16 protein-coding genes are annotated in these 20,167 nt (G+C 44.5%); 5 read left to right on the top strand and 11 right to left on the bottom strand.

Translation table 11 applies throughout. The features are described 5' to 3' along the window. Positions 1–25: 25 nt before the first annotated feature. On the top strand, positions 26–1,348 hold the full coding sequence (locus NFI81_RS12795) for an amidohydrolase family protein (protein WP_374759449.1): 1,323 nt from the start codon (positions 26–28) through the stop codon (positions 1,346–1,348). Between the two features lie 36 nt (positions 1,349–1,384). Here NFI81_RS12795 and NFI81_RS12790 read toward each other — a convergent pair whose 3' ends face one another. The 7 genes from NFI81_RS12790 to NFI81_RS12760 all read right to left on the bottom strand — a co-directional run bounded on the left by NFI81_RS12790 (position 1,385) and on the right by NFI81_RS12760 (position 12,324). After that, complete coding sequence (locus NFI81_RS12790; protein ID WP_234612056.1) at positions 1,385–2,224, bottom strand: CvfB family protein; 840 nt, start codon at positions 2,222–2,224, stop codon at positions 1,385–1,387. 48 nt (positions 2,225–2,272) lie between these two features. Beyond that, positions 2,273–4,678, bottom strand: a complete 2,406-nt coding sequence (locus tag NFI81_RS12785; RefSeq protein WP_234612057.1) for a TonB-dependent receptor domain-containing protein — start codon at positions 4,676–4,678, stop codon at positions 2,273–2,275. Positions 4,679–4,854: 176 nt separating this feature from the next. Next, positions 4,855–6,183 (bottom strand): TolC family protein, encoded by a 1,329-nt coding sequence (locus NFI81_RS12780; protein ID WP_234612058.1) that lies wholly within the window; start codon positions 6,181–6,183, stop codon positions 4,855–4,857. A gap of 41 nt (positions 6,184–6,224) precedes the next feature. Beyond that, positions 6,225–9,323 (bottom strand): efflux RND transporter permease subunit, encoded by a 3,099-nt coding sequence (locus NFI81_RS12775; RefSeq protein ID WP_234612059.1) that lies wholly within the window; start codon positions 9,321–9,323, stop codon positions 6,225–6,227. A 39-nt stretch (positions 9,324–9,362) separates the two neighbouring features. After that, positions 9,363–10,460 carry an efflux RND transporter periplasmic adaptor subunit gene (locus tag NFI81_RS12770; protein WP_234612060.1) on the bottom strand — a complete coding sequence of 366 codons (1,098 nt, stop codon included), beginning with the start codon at positions 10,458–10,460 and terminating at the stop codon, positions 9,363–9,365. Positions 10,461–10,604: 144 nt separating this feature from the next. After that, a complete protein-coding gene (locus NFI81_RS12765) occupies positions 10,605–11,852 on the bottom strand; it encodes a chorismate-binding protein (RefSeq protein WP_234612061.1) in 1,248 nt (415 codons plus the stop codon). Positions 11,853–11,898: 46 nt separating this feature from the next. Then, the gene (locus NFI81_RS12760) at positions 11,899–12,324 is read right to left on the bottom strand and encodes a hotdog fold thioesterase (protein WP_234612062.1); all 426 of its coding nucleotides are present in this window, start codon (positions 12,322–12,324) and stop codon (positions 11,899–11,901) included. An 85-nt stretch (positions 12,325–12,409) separates the two neighbouring features. Here NFI81_RS12760 and NFI81_RS12755 point away from each other — a divergent pair, with 85 nt between their 5' ends. The 4 genes from NFI81_RS12755 (at position 12,410) to NFI81_RS12740 (ending at position 15,851) form a co-directional block, all read left to right on the top strand. Then, the gene (locus tag NFI81_RS12755; RefSeq protein ID WP_234612063.1) at positions 12,410–13,054 is read left to right on the top strand and encodes a histidine phosphatase family protein; all 645 of its coding nucleotides are present in this window, start codon (positions 12,410–12,412) and stop codon (positions 13,052–13,054) included. Between the two features lie 104 nt (positions 13,055–13,158). Further along, positions 13,159–14,226 (top strand): sensor histidine kinase, encoded by a 1,068-nt coding sequence (locus tag NFI81_RS12750; protein ID WP_234612064.1) that lies wholly within the window; start codon positions 13,159–13,161, stop codon positions 14,224–14,226. A 48-nt stretch (positions 14,227–14,274) separates the two neighbouring features. Further along, positions 14,275–15,009 (top strand): LytR/AlgR family response regulator transcription factor, encoded by a 735-nt coding sequence (locus NFI81_RS12745; RefSeq protein WP_233851722.1) that lies wholly within the window; start codon positions 14,275–14,277, stop codon positions 15,007–15,009. 26 nt (positions 15,010–15,035) lie between these two features. Next, the gene (locus NFI81_RS12740) at positions 15,036–15,851 is read left to right on the top strand and encodes a PdaC/RsiV family protein (RefSeq protein ID WP_234612065.1); all 816 of its coding nucleotides are present in this window, start codon (positions 15,036–15,038) and stop codon (positions 15,849–15,851) included. On the opposite strand, the gene radC is transcribed toward NFI81_RS12740, so the two are convergent. The 4 genes from radC to NFI81_RS12720 all read right to left on the bottom strand — a co-directional run bounded on the left by radC (position 15,852) and on the right by NFI81_RS12720 (position 20,100). After that, a complete protein-coding gene (gene radC / locus NFI81_RS12735; protein ID WP_234612066.1) occupies positions 15,852–16,556 on the bottom strand; it encodes a RadC family protein in 705 nt (234 codons plus the stop codon). It lies immediately after the preceding gene. Positions 16,557–16,613: 57 nt separating this feature from the next. After that, on the bottom strand, positions 16,614–18,149 hold the full coding sequence (locus NFI81_RS12730) for a hypothetical protein (RefSeq protein ID WP_234612067.1): 1,536 nt from the start codon (positions 18,147–18,149) through the stop codon (positions 16,614–16,616). Positions 18,150–18,210: 61 nt separating this feature from the next. Further along, positions 18,211–18,957, bottom strand: coding sequence for a zinc ribbon domain-containing protein (locus tag NFI81_RS12725; RefSeq protein WP_234612068.1), 747 nt, complete (start codon positions 18,955–18,957; stop codon positions 18,211–18,213). A 42-nt stretch (positions 18,958–18,999) separates the two neighbouring features. Then, positions 19,000–20,100, bottom strand: coding sequence for a Nif3-like dinuclear metal center hexameric protein (locus NFI81_RS12720; protein WP_234612069.1), 1,101 nt, complete (start codon positions 20,098–20,100; stop codon positions 19,000–19,002). Positions 20,101–20,167 lie beyond the last annotated feature (67 nt).

Genomic DNA, 20,167 nt, shown 5'->3' with positions numbered 1-20,167 from the left:
TCCATCCAGATTTCAATTCATTGTTATGATAAAATATAAATTCATTATCCCGCTAACCAGTCTGGTGCTGAGCTGGTTTATGCTCATTCCTGCAAGCCGCGCACAAAATCCGGCACCCGCAGTCGCGCAGTCCAAATCAATCCTCGTCACTGGCGCAACCATTCACGTCGGAAACGGGCAAGTGATTGAAAACGGTGTTATTGCATTTGATAAAGGCATTATTACCCAGGTAGGAGCCTCAGGTTCAGTTACTAGTGCAAATGGTGCGGAAGTCATTGAAGCGAAAGGCAAACACATTTATCCCGGAATCATTTCGCTGAACACAACGGTTGGTTTGCAGGAAATTGCCTCGGTGAGGGCAACATTGGATTACAATGAAGTAGGCGAGATTAATCCGCACGTAAGGGCGCTGGTGGCTTATAACACGGATTCCGAAGTGATCCCAACGTTGCGGGGCAATGGTATTTTGCTATCTCAGGCCGTGCCGCAGGGCGGCATTATTTCAGGTTCTTCGTCCGTTTTTTATTCGGATGGATGGAATTGGGAAGATGCTGTTTTGGCCAAGGATGACGGGATCTGGCTAAGCTGGCCGCCTTTTCTGGCCAGCACTTTCAATTACGAAGATTTCACTGTTTCTGTCAAAAGGAATGATAAGCGCCAGGAGGTGATCAATGTGTTTCGTTCCACATTCTCGGATGCGAAAGCTTATGCAGAAACGCAATCACCCAATCCTGTAAACCTGCGCCTTGCTGCCATGAAACCACTTTTTGATGGTTCTGCAAACTTGTACATTCGTGCGGAGTATGGAAAGGACATCATTGAAGCAGTTAATTTTGCCAAGGAAAATGGCGTGAAGAAAGTCGTGATCGTAGGCGGGGACGAGTCTTACAAAGTGACTTCATTCCTGAAAGAAAACAACATTCCTGTGATTCTGAACCCAACGCACCGCTTGCCCGGACGTGTAGACGAGAATGTTTATCTGCCTTACGAATTGCCCGGAATACTGCATAAAGCGGGTGTTAAGGTGGCCATCACTTACGCGGATGAATGGTGGCGGACGCGTAACCTTGCGTTTCTGGCGGGAACTTCATCGGGTTTTGGCAATGTGACGCCGGAAGAAGCTTTGCAGTTTGTTACTAAGAATGCAGCGGAAATTATCGGCGCGGACAAACTGGTAGGAACATTAGAAAAAGGAAAACACGCTTCGTTTCTGGTTACAGCTGGCGATATGCTGGATATGCGCGGCAATGTGATCCAAATGGCCTTTATTAAAGGCGGAAAAGTGAATTTGGATGATAAACAAAAACGGCTTTACGAAAAGTACAAAGTAAAATACGGAAAGAAATAGCTAACAAAAATGCCGGTTGTTAGCCGGCATTTTGTTTTAATCTTCACTTACTAAACTGATTCCGTCATCGCCGATTTTAATCAGGCCTTGTTTATAAAGCCCGCCAATCGCCTTTTTGAAGACTTTCTTACTGATTTGTAATTTCTTGTAAATATCCTCCGGAGAACTGCTATCAGACAGATTTAGAAAGCCGTTCGCCTTTTTCAATTCATCCAAAATAAACTGTGCAGTCGGTTCAACGATTTCATAACCTGTCTTTTGCAGGCTCAGATCGAGCTTATTTTCTTCCCTGATTTTTTTGACATAACCTTTTAGAGAATCGCCGATTTTTATCTCACGGAAAACCTCATTGCCATATATCAGTCCTTTGTGATATTGATTTACAATGGCATTATAGCCCAGATCTGATTTTGAAAAGATCAGCAAATCCACCTCGTCGCCTTCGGCAACGGTCAGCCTTTCATTTTCCAGAAAACGATCGATTTTGGTAGAAGCGATCAAGCGGGATGATTTTTGATCCAGATAAAGGAAAACAACATGCCACTCCCCAAGCTGCATCGGTGTGCTTTGTTCCCTGAAAGGCACGAAAAGATCTTTGATTAACCCCCAATCCATGAAAGCACCGTGCTCGGTAACATCCGTCACTTCGAGTAATGCGAACTCATTGCGGATAATTTTCGGCGTCTCGGTCGTTGCTACCGGCCGATCCTCGGAATCCAGATAAACGAACACTTTAATATTATCGCCGACCTGCATTTCATCTGTGAGATACTGATTCGGCAGCAGCACTTCCTCGCCTTCCACGTCGCTCAGAAACATGCCTACGCTGGTGAGGCGCTCAATGGTGAGGTGATTGTATTTTCCTATAAAAAGCATTCGCTATGGTACAAAGTTTGCGCAAATGTAACGCTTTCGGCCGTAGAATCAGTCTTCCTCATTGTCGCCGCCTTTGTTATCCATCCTTTCTTTTTCTTTGGAGCGGTTGAGCCGGTAAGCGAATGTTACCAAAAACTGTCTCGCTCTCCATTGAAATTCGGAGCGGGAGTAATAGCCCGAATTTTCAACGATGCTGCGTCTTTTTTGAGAATTGAGCAAATCACGAACGCTTGCCGTGACGGTCGCTTTGCCCTTTAAAATATCTTTTGAAAATCCAAGATCTATAAAATAAATGGCCCGATCTCTTCCTTGCGTGGTTTTCCTGGGCGCACGATAATTGAATGACGACTGAAAATCAACGGATTTGAAAAGCGTAAGCCGCGAGGAAAAGCGGCTTGTCCACGAATAAGTGTCACTTTTCAAAACCTTATCATTGTAAAAGCCCTCATTGATCGCGCGGAAAATGTTCGCATTACCAGTCAGTTTCCACCAGGGCGCGGGGTCATAAGTAAGGTTAAATTCAAAACCATAAGAATCTCCGGTTGAAAGGTTTACAGGTGTGACCGTAGTGAATCCGGTTGAGTCCACGGAAGTTATGTTCTCAACAACACCCAATCTATGACGGTAATAAATGCTGGAAAGCAATGATCCTTTTGGCATATTCAGCAAGTGGCCAGCTTCAAAAGAATGTGTGAATTCGGGATTCAGCAAGGGATTACCAGCTCTGAAAACTCTGGAATCGCTGAAATTGGAAAAGGGCAGAAGATCCCTGAAATCAGGGCGGCTGAGGCGGTAACTGTAACTCAGCTGTACTGTTTGCATGTCTTTTAGCTTGTAAGACATGTGCACGCTGGGGAATAAATTGAAATAACCCCGGTGATTGCGCTCATTTGTCTTTTTAAGTTCGGTGGTAATGTCCGAATATTCGCCGCGTAATCCAGCCTGCAGGAAAACTTTTCCAAATTGATTGCTGGCCATTACATAACCCGCATGAATTTTTTCGTCGTATGCAAACCGGTTATCATATTGTTCCAAGATCCGCCAATCCATCTGCTCGTCCTGCTGATGAACCGAAAAATCGTTATCCAGCAATCTGATAGAGGTTTTAAGGCCCGCTTCTATTTTTCCATCTTTTCCAACAGGTTGAATGTAATCAAGTTGCGCCAGGAAAGTCCTTTCATCTTCGGTGTTGAATGCGCGCTGCATGATCCCAGCCGGGTCTAAATTCGAAAACTCCCGATAGCGCGAAGATTCCGTTTCGTCGCTGATAATGTATTTGGAATTGAATGTCAGGCTTTGTCCTTTTTTGTCAAACTTCTTTTCATAATTCAGCGCGGCTTCAATGTTGGTTCTGGGTTCAGTTTCTCTTTCCGTTCTTGTAACCGTTTCCGTTAATACATTATTGAAATCATAATCCATGTAATCCAGCTGTGACTTGTTCTTATTCATAGACTTACGATAAGAAACAGTCGCTGTAACTGTGTTGAAGTTATTTAGAAAATAGTCCAGCCCGACCATGAAATTGTTTGAGGTTCCGGACCGTGTTCTTGCTGTTTTTTGCTCGTATACAAAGCTTGTGTCTGCGCTGTTATATTCTTGCCGCGAATTGCCGCGTCCAGGTCCTTCACGATACATTAAGCCGTAGTTTGCGATTAGATTAACCTTTTTTCTGCGGTAATTGAGATTAAATGAACCACCAAAGTTTGCGGGATAACCTCCTGTTGCTGTGAAAGACCCATTCAGGCCATATCGAATGTTTTTCTTCATTACAATGTTCAAAATCCCCACTTCGCCCTCTGCATCGTAGCGTGAGGAAGGATTTGTAATGATCTCAATGCTCTCGATCAGGTCGCCGGGAATCTGCCGCAATGCTTCCGCCGGATTAAGCCCTACCATTCCCGATTGTTTTCCATCGATCAGTATCCGCACATTCTGGCTTCCACGTAATGCTACATTTCCCTCGACATCCACGGTTACCGAAGGCATATTGTTCAAGATGTCGGAAGCGTTGCTTCCAATGTTGCTCAGGTCTTTTCCAACATTAAAGACGCGTTTATCGAGCTGTAATTCCATCTGACTTTTTTCACCCCGAACGAGCACTTCTTCTAAAACTTTCGAATTGGATTTAAGTGAAATTGTTCCCAGGTCAACATCTTGCGCTGCAACGGTCACATTGGGGACAATCTTCTCATCCAAAGTGAGATACGTGATTTTGAGAAAATAATTTCCCGGTGCGGCTGGAAACGCAAAAACGCCTTTATCATCAGAAGCGATACCGCCGGTAAGGGTTGAATCCTTGGTAGAATAGAGTGCAACATTGGCGAACAGAACGGGATTTTTATCTCCATCCTCCAATTTGCCCTTAACAAAGAATGTTTCCGCTGGCTCTTCCTGCCCATACGCTTGAATCGTAATCAACAGCAAAAGCAAAAAAGGCAGCCGTAAATTTTTCATAATGTTAAGTTGAAGGAAATAAGTTTGTTAGATGGGGAAAACCTATAAAGGTTTAATGTGATTTTAATGTTAACAATGGAAATTGAGAAAAAGCTATGCCATCAACGGTTCTCGAAGGGCAAAAGAAAAGGCTAGCTATGTGATAGCCAGCCTTTTGCAAATGGAAGTGTATTTGCTTATTGCAGCGTGTTACTAAGTCTTTTGAGCTCGATTTCAGCTGCTTTGGCTGCATAGTTGAGATTAATCATCCGATATCCGGCGTCCTCAAAACTGCGCTGCGCTTCCCGGACGTCAATGATCGTTGCCTGAATAAGTTCGAATCGTTGTAATGTGAGGTCCAGCAATTGCTTGCTCAGGTTATAGTTTAATTTCTGTGTTTCAAGCTGTTGTAACGAACTCAAATAGGTTTGAAACATTTTCACAGCCCCGGCATTGTAATCGCGAACAATTGTGCTCCGCTGAAACTTTGCACTTTCCGTATTGATTTCTGCAACCTGTTGCTGCCTTTTGAATGCGGAGCCGTTGTAAATCGGAACAGCAAGCGAAATGCCGGCATTGGGGCCAACTGCCCGGTTTAGCAATGTAAAACCGGCAGCATTTTGATTTCGGGAATAATTATAAGCTGTATTAAAACGTACTGTCGGATATCTTGCCGCGGCCGTCTCTCTCACGATCAGCTCATTGATTCGAATCTGGTGATCTGCTGCTTTTACATCCGCATTCACAACGATGCGGTCCAGAACCGTTTCCAATTTCATATTATTATCAACCAGAATCGTGTCCTTAATGGTAACTGCAACTTTTGGATCCAGGGTAAGAATGCGCAAAAGCTCTGTTTTAGCCACCTGAGCAACCATTTGTTGATCCAGCAGGGTTTGATTTAGTGTATTCAAATCGATTTGTGCCTGAAACAGATCTGCATTATTAGCCATACCGGCTTCTTTTCTTACCTTCAAAATTTCCAGCCTTTTTTCGGAAGCCTGGATCGAAGTCCTGACCGTATTTAAGTAGCTCAACTGGCGAACCACATCATAATAACTCGTCATTACCAGGGCAATAGTGTTTTGAATTTGAGAGTTTAGCAGCTCGGCGCTTTGATTTTGAAGTTCTGCCAGCCTTTTCTTGGTTGAAACAACTCTTTTGCCATTGTATAACAAAATGCTTGCATTCAAACTTGCCTGGGTGTTGTTACCTGCTGCCGCATTCCGATTGATTTCCGTTCCGTCGTTAAGCTTTTGGTTAATTTGCGTGATTTGCTCTGTGTTTGTGGCCGCAGCAGTGACCAGGGGCAAGCCTCCGGCAACGCCATAATTGTTGAGCAATGTATTGGCTTCAACATTGTTTTTGGCAATTTCTATTTCGTAATTATTTTTTAAAGCTGTCGCAATGGCATCCTCCAATGTGATAGTCAGGCTGTCCACCTGCATTGAAAATGCGCTGCTACTAACCAGCAAAAGCATTAATAAAAGGTTCTTCTTACATTTCAAAATCAGGAGCGGGTTCATGCAAAAACAAGAGTTGATTTATAAATATTTCAGAAAAACGGTTATTGATGTTGAACTGTGAGTTCTTCCGCCATTTTCTGTTCCTCAGTCATTTTATGGTTTTTCGGTGAGATAAAGGTGTACACAGCCGGGATTACAAACAATGTAAGGATCAGCGAGAACATCAGACCGCCCACGATGACAACACCCAGCGGAACCCGGCTGGTAGCGGCGGCTCCCAAACTCAATGCGATAGGCAATGCACCAAAAGCGGTTGCAAGGCTTGTCATCAGAATGGGTCGTAAACGCTGCGTGGCCGATTCTACCGCAGCAGCCGTTCGTCCCATGCCCTGTTCTCGTTTCTGATTCGCAAACTCTACGATCAGGATCCCGTTTTTCGTCACGAGGCCAATGAGCATAATCATCCCGATCTGCGAGAAAATATTGATGGTCAATCCAAAAAGATAAAGACTTAGCAAAGCTCCCGCTAATGCGAGCGGCACAGTGATCATAATGATAAAGGGATCCGTGAAGCTCTCAAATTGTCCTGCGAGAACCAGATATACAAGGAGTAATGCCAGTCCAAATGCAAAGCTGGTGTTGGAAGAGCTTTCTTCAAAGTCGCGCGATGAGCCTGTTAATGATGTCTGGAATGATTCGTCAAGCAATTTTGCAGCTATTCTACGCATGGCCTCAACACCATCGCCAATGGTTTTTCCTTCCACCAATGAGGCGGATACGGTGGCACTTTTGTAACGATTATAGTGATAAATCGTTGGCGGGCCGCTTTCTTCCTTCATTTTTACAACGGCTGTCAATGGAATGTTCTCACCCCGGTTGTTCCGCACATATAGTTTGGAAATATCACCAGGTTTGTTCCGCTCCGTCCGTTCCACTTGCCCTATCACCTGATATTGCTGACCATTCATGATGAAATAAGCAAGCCTGCGTCCGCTAAAAGCAGATTGAATGGCACCGGCCACATCAGTCGTCGATAATCCCAGATCCCTGGCCTTCAAACGGTCGATAGTAAGCCGGATCTCCGGTTTATTGAATTTAAGGTTTACGTCTACATTCTGGAATGTCGGATCCTGGCGTGCTTCTTCCAGGAATTTCGGGAGAACGTCGAAAATCTTATTGAAATCGAGGTTTTGCAAAACGAACTGGACGGGTAAGCCACCTCTGGAACCCTGGCCAACGGCGATGGTCTGTTCTTGTGTTGCAAAAATTCGAGCGTCATTGAAACGCGCTAGTTTCTTATTGATTTCCTGCGCAAGATCATTCTGACTTTTGGCTCTGTCACCCGCCGGAACCAGGCCGATACGGGCTGTGCCACTGTTCATTCCACCACCGCCAAAGCCCGGTGTTGCAGAGAATGTAAACGCTTTTTCAGGAATTGAATCATTGAGGAAATTGGACAGCTGATCGGATATCTGCTGCATTTGGTTGAAGCTCGTTCCTTCTGGCGCGGAAAGGTTGAAACGGATACTATTCCGGTCTTCCATAGGCGCAAGCTCACTCTGGAGATTGGTGTAGGTAAAATAAATAAGCACGCCACAGGCAGCCACCAGCACCCAGGCAACCCAGCGGGCTTTCATAAAACCACGCAGTGACCTGTTATAGCCATCTTCCATCCCTGTAAAGAATGGCTCTGTTTTGTTATAAAACCAACCATGGCCAGCGCCCTTGCGGTTCAGGAATACGTTAAGCACCGGCGTAATGGTCAGTGAAACAAATGCTGAGATCAAAACCGCAGACGCTACGACGATCCCGAATTCCCTGAACAAACTGCCGACAAAACCTTCGAGGAAAATTACCGGAAGAAAAACCACGGCAAGCGTAAGCGAGGTAGAAATTACAGCGAAGAAGATCTCACGGCTTCCTTCCAATGCAGCCTGCCGGATCGGCAGCCCGCTTTCGAGCTTTCGAAATATATTTTCCGTGACCACAATACCATCATCTACCACAAGTCCGGTGGCCAGAACGATGCCGAGAAGGGTTAATATATTAATAGAAAACCCAAACAGATACATGATAAAGAACGTCGCAACCAGCGAAATCGGAATATCAATCAAAGGGCGGATGGCAACAACGAAACTTCTGAAAAAGAACAGGATTACAATCACGACCAGCGAAAACGCGATGAGCAGCGTTTCTTCAACTTCCAGAATGGATTGGCGAACAAGCCGTGTGTTATCAAGCAGAACACTGAATGTAATGTCTGATTTGTTGGATTTCTGAATCTCAGCAAGTCTTTTATTAAACTCATCCGAAATCTCAACATAATTGGCGCCGGGTTGCGGAATGACCGCAAGTCCAACCGCATACATGCCATTATATTTCCAGCTTTGCTCTTCATTCTCAGGACCTAATTCTACTTTGGCCACATTAGCAAGGCGAACGATTCCTGCGGTGTCATTTTTAATTACCAGATCGCTAAATTCCTTTTCGCTCGTTAGCCGGCCCATTGTCCTGATGGTCAACTCGGTGTTATCACCATATATTTTTCCGGCAGGCAGTTCAACGTTTTCAGCGCTTAGTGTGTTTGAAATATCATTATAGGAAATGCCATAAGCGCTCATTTTATCGGGGTCAAGCCAGATGCGCATGGCATATCGCTTTTGCCCGAAAATGTTAATGGCACTAACACCGTCAATGGTTTGGAGGCTTTGCTGCAATACATTCTCTGCATATTCACTCAATTCCAACAAACCTTTGGAAGGACTTTGCACAGCCAGAAGTAAGATGAAATCACTGTTCGCGTCGGCTTTGCTTACCACTGGAGGTGCATCCACATCCTGCGGAAGGTTGCGTTGCGCCTGACTCACCTTGTCACGCACATCATTGGCTGCGCCTTCGAGGTCAGCTTCGAGGTTAAACTCAACGGTTATGTTACTGGCTCCGATCTGGCTGGAAGAGCTGATACTTTTAATACCGGGAATACCATTAATACTTTTTTCGAGCGGCTCAGTGATCTGGCTTTCGATGATATCGGCATTCGCGCCGGTATAGCTTGTCCGGACGTTTACAACCGGCGGGTCAATGGCGGGATAGTCGCGAAGCGAAAGGAAATTATAACCTACCACCCCAAAAAGAATGATGAGCAGGTTCATAACTACGGCTAATACGGGCCGTTTTAATGATAATTCAGAAATGTTCATAGGTTAGGTTTCAAGGGAATGGTCATTGTACCGCCGTACTTACTTCGCAACATTCAAGCTTTTTACGCTTCTCACTTTCACAGGAGCATCAGGACGGGCAAATAACACGCCCGAAACAACCACGGTATCGCCCACATTCAAGCCACTCGTTACTTCCACTACATCTTCCCGTCTGTCGCCGGTTTGGATGTCGACAAAGACTGCCTTACCACCTTTTACAACAACCGCCTTTTTGCCCATCGCTTCGGGAATAATGCAGTTAGTAGGAATTAAGATACTGGCTTTATTTGTACTCGCATTCAAATATACTTTAGCAAAGGAACCAGGGCTGGTAGAACCGGAATTCAGCACAGCTCTCACCGTAATGTTCCTTGTACTTTGATTAACCTGCGGTTCCAGTGCGATAATCCGCGCAGTTTGCCTTTTTCCACTATTTTGATCTAAAAGCACCTCTACATTAATGCCTTTTTGAACATATTTTTGAAAAATCTCTGGAATTGTAAAGTCGATTCTTAGGTTGGACAACTGCTGCATTGTTGAAATAACGCTCGTGGAAGTCACAAAAGAGCCTTCACTTACTTTTCTTAACCCTATAACCCCGGTAAATGGCGCCCGCACAATGGTTTTGTCGATCAAAGCCTGGGTGTAAACCATATCCGCCTTCAATGTATTAACCTGGTTAACAGCCAGATCATAATCTGCCTGATTAATGCCGTTAACCGCCACAAGTTGCTTTAACCGTTGCTGCGTTGTTTCTGCAAGTTCAAGCTGTACTTTGGTGCGACTGAGCTGTGCTTGAAGATCTGCATTGTTTATCCGTGCTATAACCGTGCCTTTTGTTACCGTCCGCCCCTCAGGAACATTCAAATAAGTAAGAAGCCCGCTAACTTCCGGCCGAAGCTCGGCAAACTCGTTAGCAACAATCGTTCCGTTGACTTCAACTTTATCACTTACTTTTTCAGACTTTACAACAATGACATCCACGATCGTAGGACCGCCGCCGCCTTTTGCTTGAAAAGTGTCCTTTTTTTCTTTGCAGGAAAGTGTTGCGAGGAGCGTGCCCGAGATGATAACAAGTGAGAGGGATTTATTCAGATTCGGTATTATAGAAAATACAGACTTCGTGTTTGACTTCATAAAAAAGATAATTCCGGGGCTTATGGTTTAGGGGTCGATGTTGCGATTAATATCGGATTTTCGGTCTTTCCCAAAATTATATATTAATCTAAAACCTATTGGACTTTTTTCTACTATAAAAGTTTAATTGGAGAAAATATATTTTTAGAATTCCTGAGCGATCACTTTCAAAAGCGTATCACATTTCATCTCCGTTTCTTCCCATTCACGCTCTGGGATGGAATCTTCGGTAATTCCGGCACCTGCAAAAAAAGTTGCTTTGCCTTCTTTAAATCTGACAGTCCTGAGGTTTACAAACAGATTCGTGTCGCCGCCAACCTGCGCAGGCCCCAGGAAGCCGCTGTAAAATGACCGGTCATAACCTTCAATGTCGGTAAGGAATTTAAGGCTAGGTAATTTGGGAACACCACAAACCGCAGATGTAGGATGTAACAATTTCAGCATGACCGAAGCCAGTTCCGGAAAATTCAGGGAACTGGTGTCAACTTCAAAATCGGTTCTTAAATGATATAAATTGCCTGCTAACACGGTTTTCGGGCCGGTTTCGGTGTATTCACGCAAGCGGATTTTCTTGAAACATTCAACAATGTATCGGCTTACTAATGCTTGTTCCTCAATTTCTTTCTCTCCCCAGCGAATATCAAATTTCGGGATGAGTTCACCGACTTCATTACGCGCATTTTGTGTCCCTGCCAGCGACATTGTCCTGAACGTGCCAGCGGAATCCTGACGTACCAATGCTTCCGGACTAGCGCCAAGCCACATTTCATTGCGGTCGGGCAGGTTGACGAGTGAAACAAATGCATGCGGGTACACTTTGGCAAGCTTGCAGAACGCTTTGGCAGGTTGAAATTTTTCGCAGTAAGGAAGGTCTTTGGTTCTGGATAAAACCACTTTTTTAAATTGGTTCCGGCGAATCGCGGACACTGCAAGCTCAACCGTTCTTTCGAAACGAGCCCGTGCATCCAGATCAGGCAATTCCGGAATTGCAATTGCATCATTATTAGCCTGAGAATGGTCTTCTTTTGCAATTTGACTGGCCAGGTTTACCAGCCTGATAATCTCCGGATGTTCTTCACCAACCTTGTTTTTGATATCCTTTATCTGGCTCGCTTCCGAGAATGTCAGGATGATGTCTCCTTCCAGAAACAGGACTTCTTCGTCCGTCTCCCAATGGAAATTGCTCATTACGAATCCGGGAGACAGTTTTTCAAGCTCAGGCTGGCATTTCCTGATCCCTTCCTGGATAGAAATTAGCAGCTGAATTTCATTTTTATGTGGTAACCTCCATAATGCCGTCGGAAATCCCAATTGTCTGGATGCTGTCCAGAGTTCCTCAACCTGTAATCCCTCAAATATGGAAAGTCGTGTGTCGGTTTGTACTGAGAGCATTTATACTTGAATCTAAATAGTTAGGTTATTTTTCTGCAAAATAAGTTCAGCGCTCCGCATTCACAATAGCGACTGTCAACCGGCTGATGCACACCAGTTTATTCTCCTCGTTGGTAATTCTGATATCCCAGATGTGTGTTGTCCGACCAAGATGAATCGATCGCACCGTTCCATGCACAAAACCCTGCTTTACGGGACGCAGGTGATTCGCATTTATTTCCAGTCCTACCGCGTGTTGTTTCTCCGGGTTCGGCAGGCAGAGAAAGGAGGCAATGCTGCCCAAAGTTTCAGCCAGAACGACCGATGCGCCACCATGCAAAATTCCAAATGGCTGATGCGTCCGCTTGTCCACTGGCATTCTTGCAGTTATATAGTCGGTGCCGATCTCAGTGAATTCAATGCCAAGATGATTTGCGATTGTATTCTGACTAAAAGAATGAAGTGCATCAAGCGTTATTGATCTAGTGAACATATCTAAAAAATGTATAAATTTGTAACGGCTATAAGCGGTAAAAACAAGGTATTTGCAAAATTAATATTTAAATTATCCTATTATTTTGAAAAGAAAGTCTATCTACCTCATTCGCCACGGTGAAACAGATTTTAACCGCAGGGGAGTTGTTCAGGGAAGTGGTGTTGATTCCTTGCTGAATGAATGGGGCGAAGCCCAGGCGGCTGCTTTTTTTAATGCTTACCAACATGTCCCTTTTGATAAAATCTATACTTCCAATTTAAAACGAACACAGCAAACTGTTCGTGGGTTCATCAAGCTGGGCATACCACACGAAAGTTACGCCGGGCTCAACGAAATCTCCTGGGGAAACCGCGAAGGCCGTGAGCCGAACACTGGCGACAATAACTATTACCGTGAGCTTGTCACTGCCTGGAAAAGTGGCCAGGTTGATCTTGCCGCCGAAGAAGGTGAAAGCCCTTTACATGTCAGGGAGCGCCAAATTCCGGTGATAGAGACCATTTTATCCCGCCCGCACGAAAGGAACATTCTTATTGCCATGCACGGACGCGCCATGCGGGTGCTGCTCACCACACTTTTCGACCAGCCGTTGGTGAAAATGGATGATTATGAGCACAGTAATCTATGTTTGTACAAAATCAACTATTCTTACGACACGGGTAAATTTGAGCTGGACGTTTCCAATGATATTACCCATTTATTGTCTCTCGAAATACCTCAAACTTTGTAAAAACCGTTTGTGTAGATTCGTTTCCTTTGGTGTATTTATGGACTGAAGTGCAGCTCACATGGATACATTTGCCGAAGTTCAAACAGCACAACAGAAAAATCTACATGTCCAAAAAACGTACTTATTGGACGTTACAAATTCTCGGCTGGACTTTGCTGATCATGTTCGAGTACGTTCCCTATGCGCTCGAATTTGGTTTTGAAGCCGGCGTCTTTTATACAGCATTAGCCAACATTCTTTTAGGCATTTGTCTCACACACGTATACAGGCTTGTGATCCAAAAATGGAACTGGTCATCATTACCGCTGCCACGGCTTGCATTGCGGGTTATCGGTTCCGTCTTGTTGTTGGGATTAATAATGACGCTGGTCAATCAGCCGATGGACCGGAAAGTGCTTGAACAAAATTTACTGAATCAGCCGCTCGTTTTCTGGGGTTATTATGCCAATTGGTGCAAAAACCTGCTCGCCTGGATCCTGTCTTACACGGTTTACCATTATATAGAACAGACAAGACTGGCCGGCTACGAGAAGATCATGCTGAAAATGTCTATGCGCGAAGCGGAAGCCAAAGTTTTGCGCTCGCAATTGAACCCGCACTTTACATTCAATGCGTTGAACAGCATTCGGGCGCTGGTATATGAGGATCCTAAAAAAGCGCAGCTCAGTATCACCCAGTTATCAAATATTTTAAGAAATTCACTGCTTGCCGACAGGCGAAAAACGGTCGATCTGCAAGAAGAATTGAGAACTGTCGAAGATTATCTGGAACTCGAAAAGGTTCGTTATGAGGATCGTTTGCGCTATTCCATAGCAACCGACCCTCAGGCAATTTACTGGCAGGTGCCACCCATGATGCTGCAAACTTTGGTCGAAAACGGCATTAAGCATGGCGTTTCCAAAGAAATGGGTGGTGGATTTATCGATGTAAAATCGGAAATTGCAAACGAACTGCTGATCATAACCATTTTGAATTCGGGTAACCTGGGAAACACGGATTCGGGTGGAGTGGGATTAAAGAACACTGCCGAGCGGCTATCAATTTTATATGGCAAGGGAGCCACTTTCCGTATTTTTCAGGAGAAACAAGATGTAGTTTGCTCCGAAGTGCGGATCCCAATGTTGTCGGAAGGTGTGATGATGGTAGGAGAGGAGACGGGAAAGAGCAACTGACAGCTTGCATCAATTTTAAACTTCATTTTTATTCCTAACTGACCTGTTATGAGGACTCTTATTGTCGACGACGAACGCCTTGCAAGAAACGAATTAAAAAGATTACTCGAACCTTATACCAAGATTGATATTGTAGGTGAAGCGGCCAATGCGGAAGAAGCATTGGTGATGATTGAAGAATTACAGCCGGAATTACTCTTTTTGGACATTCAAATGCCGGGAAAAAACGGTTTTGAATTGCTTTCTTCCATCGAAGGAAAAAGTCCGGAAGTGATTTTTACCACCGCTTACGACGAGTATGCGATCAAGGCTTTTGAATTCAATGCTTTGGATTATCTTTTGAAACCTATTGATTCAGAGCGGTTAAAAGACACTATTCATCGTATTGAAGAAAATCAGGCGCAACCGGAAACCCCAGCTCATGCGCACGAACGCGCCGAAAAAGTGCTGGGTGAAAATGATCAGGTTTTCGTGAAGGATGGTGAAAAATGCTGGTTTGTAAAATTAGGTAAGATCCGTCTTTTTGAATCAATGGGTAATTACGTACGCCTGCATTTCGATGATCAGAAACCATTGGTCCTCAAATCCCTGAACAACCTCGAAGAACGGCTCGAACCGAACACTTACTTCCGGGCCAACCGCAAGCACATTATCAATCTGCATTGGATCGAGAAAATTGAACCCTGGTTTAGCGGCGGATTGCTTGTTACGCTGCAAGGCGGCGACAAGATTGAAATCTCACGTCGTCAGGCCATCAGGTTTAAGGAGCTGATGAGTTTATAGTCAAGTTTCATTTCATCAGCTACATTATGTATTTAAACAAAATCTGCTTTTTTCTTTTTGCCATATCTTTTCTTGCGGGTTGCAACCGTTCTGGCAAAAGCGAAAATGAGGAAAGTGGAAAAGTAAAATTTGTCGGCGCTAAAACCAACACACAGTTCGGAGGCTGCGATACGGTCCAAAACAAAGGCATTTCCATCAAACTTAATTTGTGGGAGCCATCCGATTCCAGCAAGACCGCGGAAGCAATCCGGGCCACATTAACGCAGAAATCGCTTAAAAGAATTAATTCCTATGGAGATTCTGCCAGCATTGCAGCGAATCCACAAGCCGGTGAAAGTGTAAAAAGCGCCTTTGAGGTTTTCGAAAAAAACTACAACGACTTCAAAAAGGACTTCCCGGACGCCCCTGGCTGCTGGGCAGTGGAACTGAAAGGCGATACAATCTTTTCAACCTCGAAAGCACTTTTTTACCAACTCGACCATTATGCTTTCACGGGAGGAGCACATCCCAATACATTTCGCTCCTACCACGCATTTGATGCGAAAACAGGAGCTGAAATAGAAATGAAAAATTTTATTTCCGATTCGACTGCGCTACTAAATCTGGTGAACAAAGCATTCCGCAAAACAGAGAAATTGAGTGCAGAAACGGATCTGGAAGAAGCGGGTTACTTTCTCGTCAATCATAAATTTGTGCTTCCCGTCGCCTATGTTTTCACACCCGAGGGCATTCTGTTTTACTATAATCCTTACGAAATTGCTGCCTATGCACGCGGTGCCATTCAATTTACCATTCCTTATGCCGAGCTGGGTGATGTGATTGAGACGGAGAAGGTTTTCTGATTACATTTCACCTTCATCCTTGAAACTATAATAGCCATTATCGGTAAAGATCATGTGATCCAGAACAGGCATGTCGAGCAATCGGCCTGCCTCTTTTATTTGTCGCGTGAGTGTACAATCGGCCGAGCTGGGTGTCAGCTGACCTGACGGATGGTTATGGACCAGGATTACAGAACTTGCAAGATTATCGACCGCCAGCTTGAAAATCACCTTGATATCAACTGCTGTGCTCGAAACGCCGCCAACGCTGATCTGTATAGAACGCATTACCTGGTTTGCGCGATTCAAAAGAATAATCCAGAATTCCTCATGGGGCTTATCGAGCAAATACGGCTTCATCTCCTCATAAACTGTTTTAGAATTCGTGATCTTTCGTTTCTGCGTGCCAATAAGGTCATTTCGGCGACGGCCGAGTTCAAGCGCTGCAAGGACGGTAACCGCTTTTGCCTCACCGATTCCGGGATGCTTTTTGAGGTCATTAACCGTGACTTTCGCGAGCTCATTGATGTTGTCTTTGCAAGATTGCATAATGATTTTTGCCAGATCGACAGCGGACATTTTCGGTGTTCCCGAGCCGATGAGGATGGCAATCAATTCGGCATCGGACAATGCTGCCCTGCCTTTGTTCATGAATTTTTCGCGGGGACGGTCTTCTTCGGACCAGCTTAAAATTTTGAGAGGGTTTTCGTATTTATTTTTTGACATAAAGGAAATGGATGACTTTCCTTTTAGACGGCACATTTAAATTTGGTCACATCTAATTTATTGACCCAATGTTGTCAATGCGGCGCGCGCTTTATTATCAATGCTGTTTTTGTACTCGTGTTTTTTGAACGACATTGCTTTTTTAAAGTAAACAACGGCACCAGGCTTATCATTTTTTTCTAATGAAATATAGCCCAATTGCAGCGCAGAGGCCGCTCCAAAGCCCGCAGCCTCAGTTTTAGCCAATGTCAGCGCGCGATTATAGTAAGGAATCGAAAGCGAAGGCTGACCGGACTTTTGAAGTATCCTGCCTTTTCTGTAATTGAATTCTGCTTTTTCTTCGGTCGAAATGAATGATTTTTCGGTAACCGTTTCCATGAATGCTGCGGCGGTTTTCAGGTATCCTCCGTCCGTAGCGTATCGGGCTTTGTAAAGGATTTTTTGTGTTGGGCTGATTTTTCCTGAAATGAACTCTGCCGCAATTCTTTCCGCGAGCTGGTCCGCTTCGATAATGGTGCTGCCCGATCCTTTTACTTTTTGTATAAACACATTAGCCTCGCGGTCCTGGTCGTTGAGCCAGAGGCACATAAAGCGTTTCAGGTTACTGTCCTTTATGTAATTAAAGCCCGTGTAGGTTTTTAGGAACACAGCATAATGATCCGTTGCTTGTTCGTAATTGCCCTTTTGCAAGTTTATCTCACCTTTTAAGTAGTCAAGGAATGGGAAAGAAATGTATGCTGGTCCTGCCGGTGCCTCAGCGAGATAATAGGCCGCTTCCTCGCTGCGTCCTTCTTTCATCAAAATGGTTGTTGCAAAAAAATGAAGAAGCAGATTATTTGGCTGCTGCTTAGGCCATTCGCGAATACGGGATTGTTGCGCCGGCGAAAGCTGCAATGTGTAGGCGTGCAACAAAAGATCGATTAATTCTGCCTCTTGTCGGAAAAAAGGCATTTCTTTTTCCACTTTGCGCAGTTCACTGATGCCAGTCTGAATGTTGCCTTTCAAACCAAGCATCTTGGCTACCCAGCCATAATTTTCGGGAATGGAGCCGATTAAAACGTGTAAAAGGCCGAGCGATTTAAGTGTCGGCAAGAAGTCGGGGAAAAGCTTTTTGTTTTCTTCAAGGAGTTTGTAAGCCTTAATAATTTCCCAGGATCCGCTGATTTCATTCCCGAATTTAAGTTTGGCAAATGCCCAGTGCATCCGTATCTCAGCTTGCAGGAAACGTTTGTAAGGAGATCCATCAGGCAGCTTCCCAATGGCTTCCAGGCGCAGATTTTCTTGTTGGGATAACTCTTTGTAAGCTTTTTTATCCTCCGAAATCAATAGATAGTGAAGGTCAGCGTAGTTGTCGAGATAGGGAATAAATGCATTCGTCTTCTCAGAAGTGCGCTCAGCGTCTATTAATGCACGAGCGGACGGCAAACGCAGCTTTTGAATCTCGAAATAGGCTTTTTGAAGCTTTGGCGTGAAAATTACGTCATATTGCAAATCTTCCGCGCGCACTAAAAAAGTAAACAGGAGCAACATTACCAGCATTGCTGATCTGAGAAATCCAGCCTTGGGATGATGCCGGTTACTTTTCCAATTCATATTTAAGCACATAAAAAAAGGTTGCCTGATAAGACAACCTCTTAATAATTTATATGGAATGTTATCTGCGCTGATGAACAGGCTCTACACTTTCAACATCTGCAAGGATACGACCGCAATGCTCACAAACAATCAGTTTTTTGCGCTCACGGATGTCAGCCTGACGTTGTGGGGGAACAATGCTGAAACAGCCTCCGCAAGCGCCACGTGATACGTGCACGACAGCCAGACCATTCATTGAGTTGTCGCGGATCTTTTGATAAGATTTCAGCAAACGGTCCTCAATTTTCTTGATATGCTTTTCTCTTTCACCAATAAGACCTTTTTCTTCGGCCTCACTTTCGCTGGTAATGACGTTTAGTTCGCCTTTTTTCGCTTTAAGATCTTCGTTTCTTTCGTTTAAAACGGATTCGGCACGGTTTGCGTCATCTTCGATCAGGCGGATACGCGCTTTGGCTTCATTGATTTTCTTATCAGCCAATTGCATATCAAGCTCTTGCAATTCAATTTCTTTGGTGATCGCATCATATTCGCGGTTGTTGCGAACATTCATTTGCTGATCCTTGTATTTTTTGATCAGTTTTTCACCTTCTTTCTGAGCATTTTTGAAATTGTCAATCTCGGTGTTCAGGTTGGCTATCTCACTTCTAAACTTGCCTAAACGTGTTTCAAAGCCAATAATCTCATCTTCCAGATCCCGTACTTCCTCAGGAAGATCACCACGCGTTTTCAGTATTTCGTCAAGGCTTGAATCAATTTCCTGCAATTTCAGGAGAGCGTCTAATTTTTGTGCGATTGTGTTTTCCATGTATGTCTTTAATGGACTTGTTTCAATGCGTAAAGTGAAGGTTTAAACAAAATATCGTACCGGATTGGTATTGACTTCTGACAAACAGAGTGCAAAATTAGGGAATTTTCCCGATAAATAGTTATGCAGCAAATTTTTCGTGCACTCTTCGCTCTCATAATGCCCGATATCGCATATCATAATGCTGTTTTCGGCATCGAAGAACTCGTGGTATTTATAATCGGCAGTGACGAACACATCGGCCCCGGCCCGAATTGCGTTTGGCAGGAGAAAACTTCCGGCACCACCGCAAACGGCGACCCGCTGAACTGTTTCCTTGACAGGCTTGGTATGTTTGATGACATTTAGCTGCATTTTTTCTTTTAGGAAGCGCAAAAAGGCCTCCGTTTCCAACGGCTCTGACAACTCACCAACAGCACCGGCGCCCACTTCTTGATTTTCATTTTCCAGCGATTGAAGATAGTAAGCTACTTCCTCGTAGGGATGCGCTCTTTTCAAAGTGCCGATAATGACTGATTCCAGATGGGATGGGAAAATCAGTTCCGCGCGGTGTTCTCTCACTTCTTCCTGCTTCCCGGTTTCACCTATAACCGGATTGGCTACGCTGTTAGGCAGGAATGTTCCGGTTCCTTCGGTTCGAAAACTGCAATTGGAATAGTTGCCAACATTTCCCGCCCCGGTCTCATGGAGCGCGTTAAGAATGGATTGCGTGTTTTCAATGGGAGAGAAAAATGTGAGTTTAGAAAGAATCTGCTTTTTTGGGGCAAGCACGCGGATGCTTTGAAGGCCTAATAACTGTGCAATTTGCCAGTTAACCCCATTGGTGACATGGTCAAGATTTGTATGGGTCGCATAAATGGCAACATCATTTTTGATGGCTTCAACAACAGTCCGTTCCACATAATTCCTGCCGTTCAGTTTCTTCAGGCCTTTGAAAACAATCGGATGGTGGGCGACGACGAGATTGCAATTGCGCTCTATGGCCTCAGCTATCACTTCCTCAGTAACATCCAGTGTTAACAGCACGCCCGTAACTTCCGTCGGCCCCGATCCCACAATAAGTCCTGCATTGTCGTAGCTTTCCTGGTAGGCTGGTGGAGCGAGTTGCTCGAGAACCTCGATAACTTCTTTTATTAACGTCATTTTTATATGGGCTACAACTGTTTCACTTTCAGTTTCTTCATTGTTTTGGCACTATTATTTTGCAAAT

Origin of the sequence: Dyadobacter fanqingshengii, assembly GCF_023822005.2 — a bacterium.
GTDB lineage: Bacteria > Bacteroidota > Bacteroidia > Cytophagales > Spirosomataceae > Dyadobacter > Dyadobacter fanqingshengii.
Note: the sequence above shows the minus strand (reverse complement) of the source record. Positions and strands in the feature narration are given on the sequence as shown.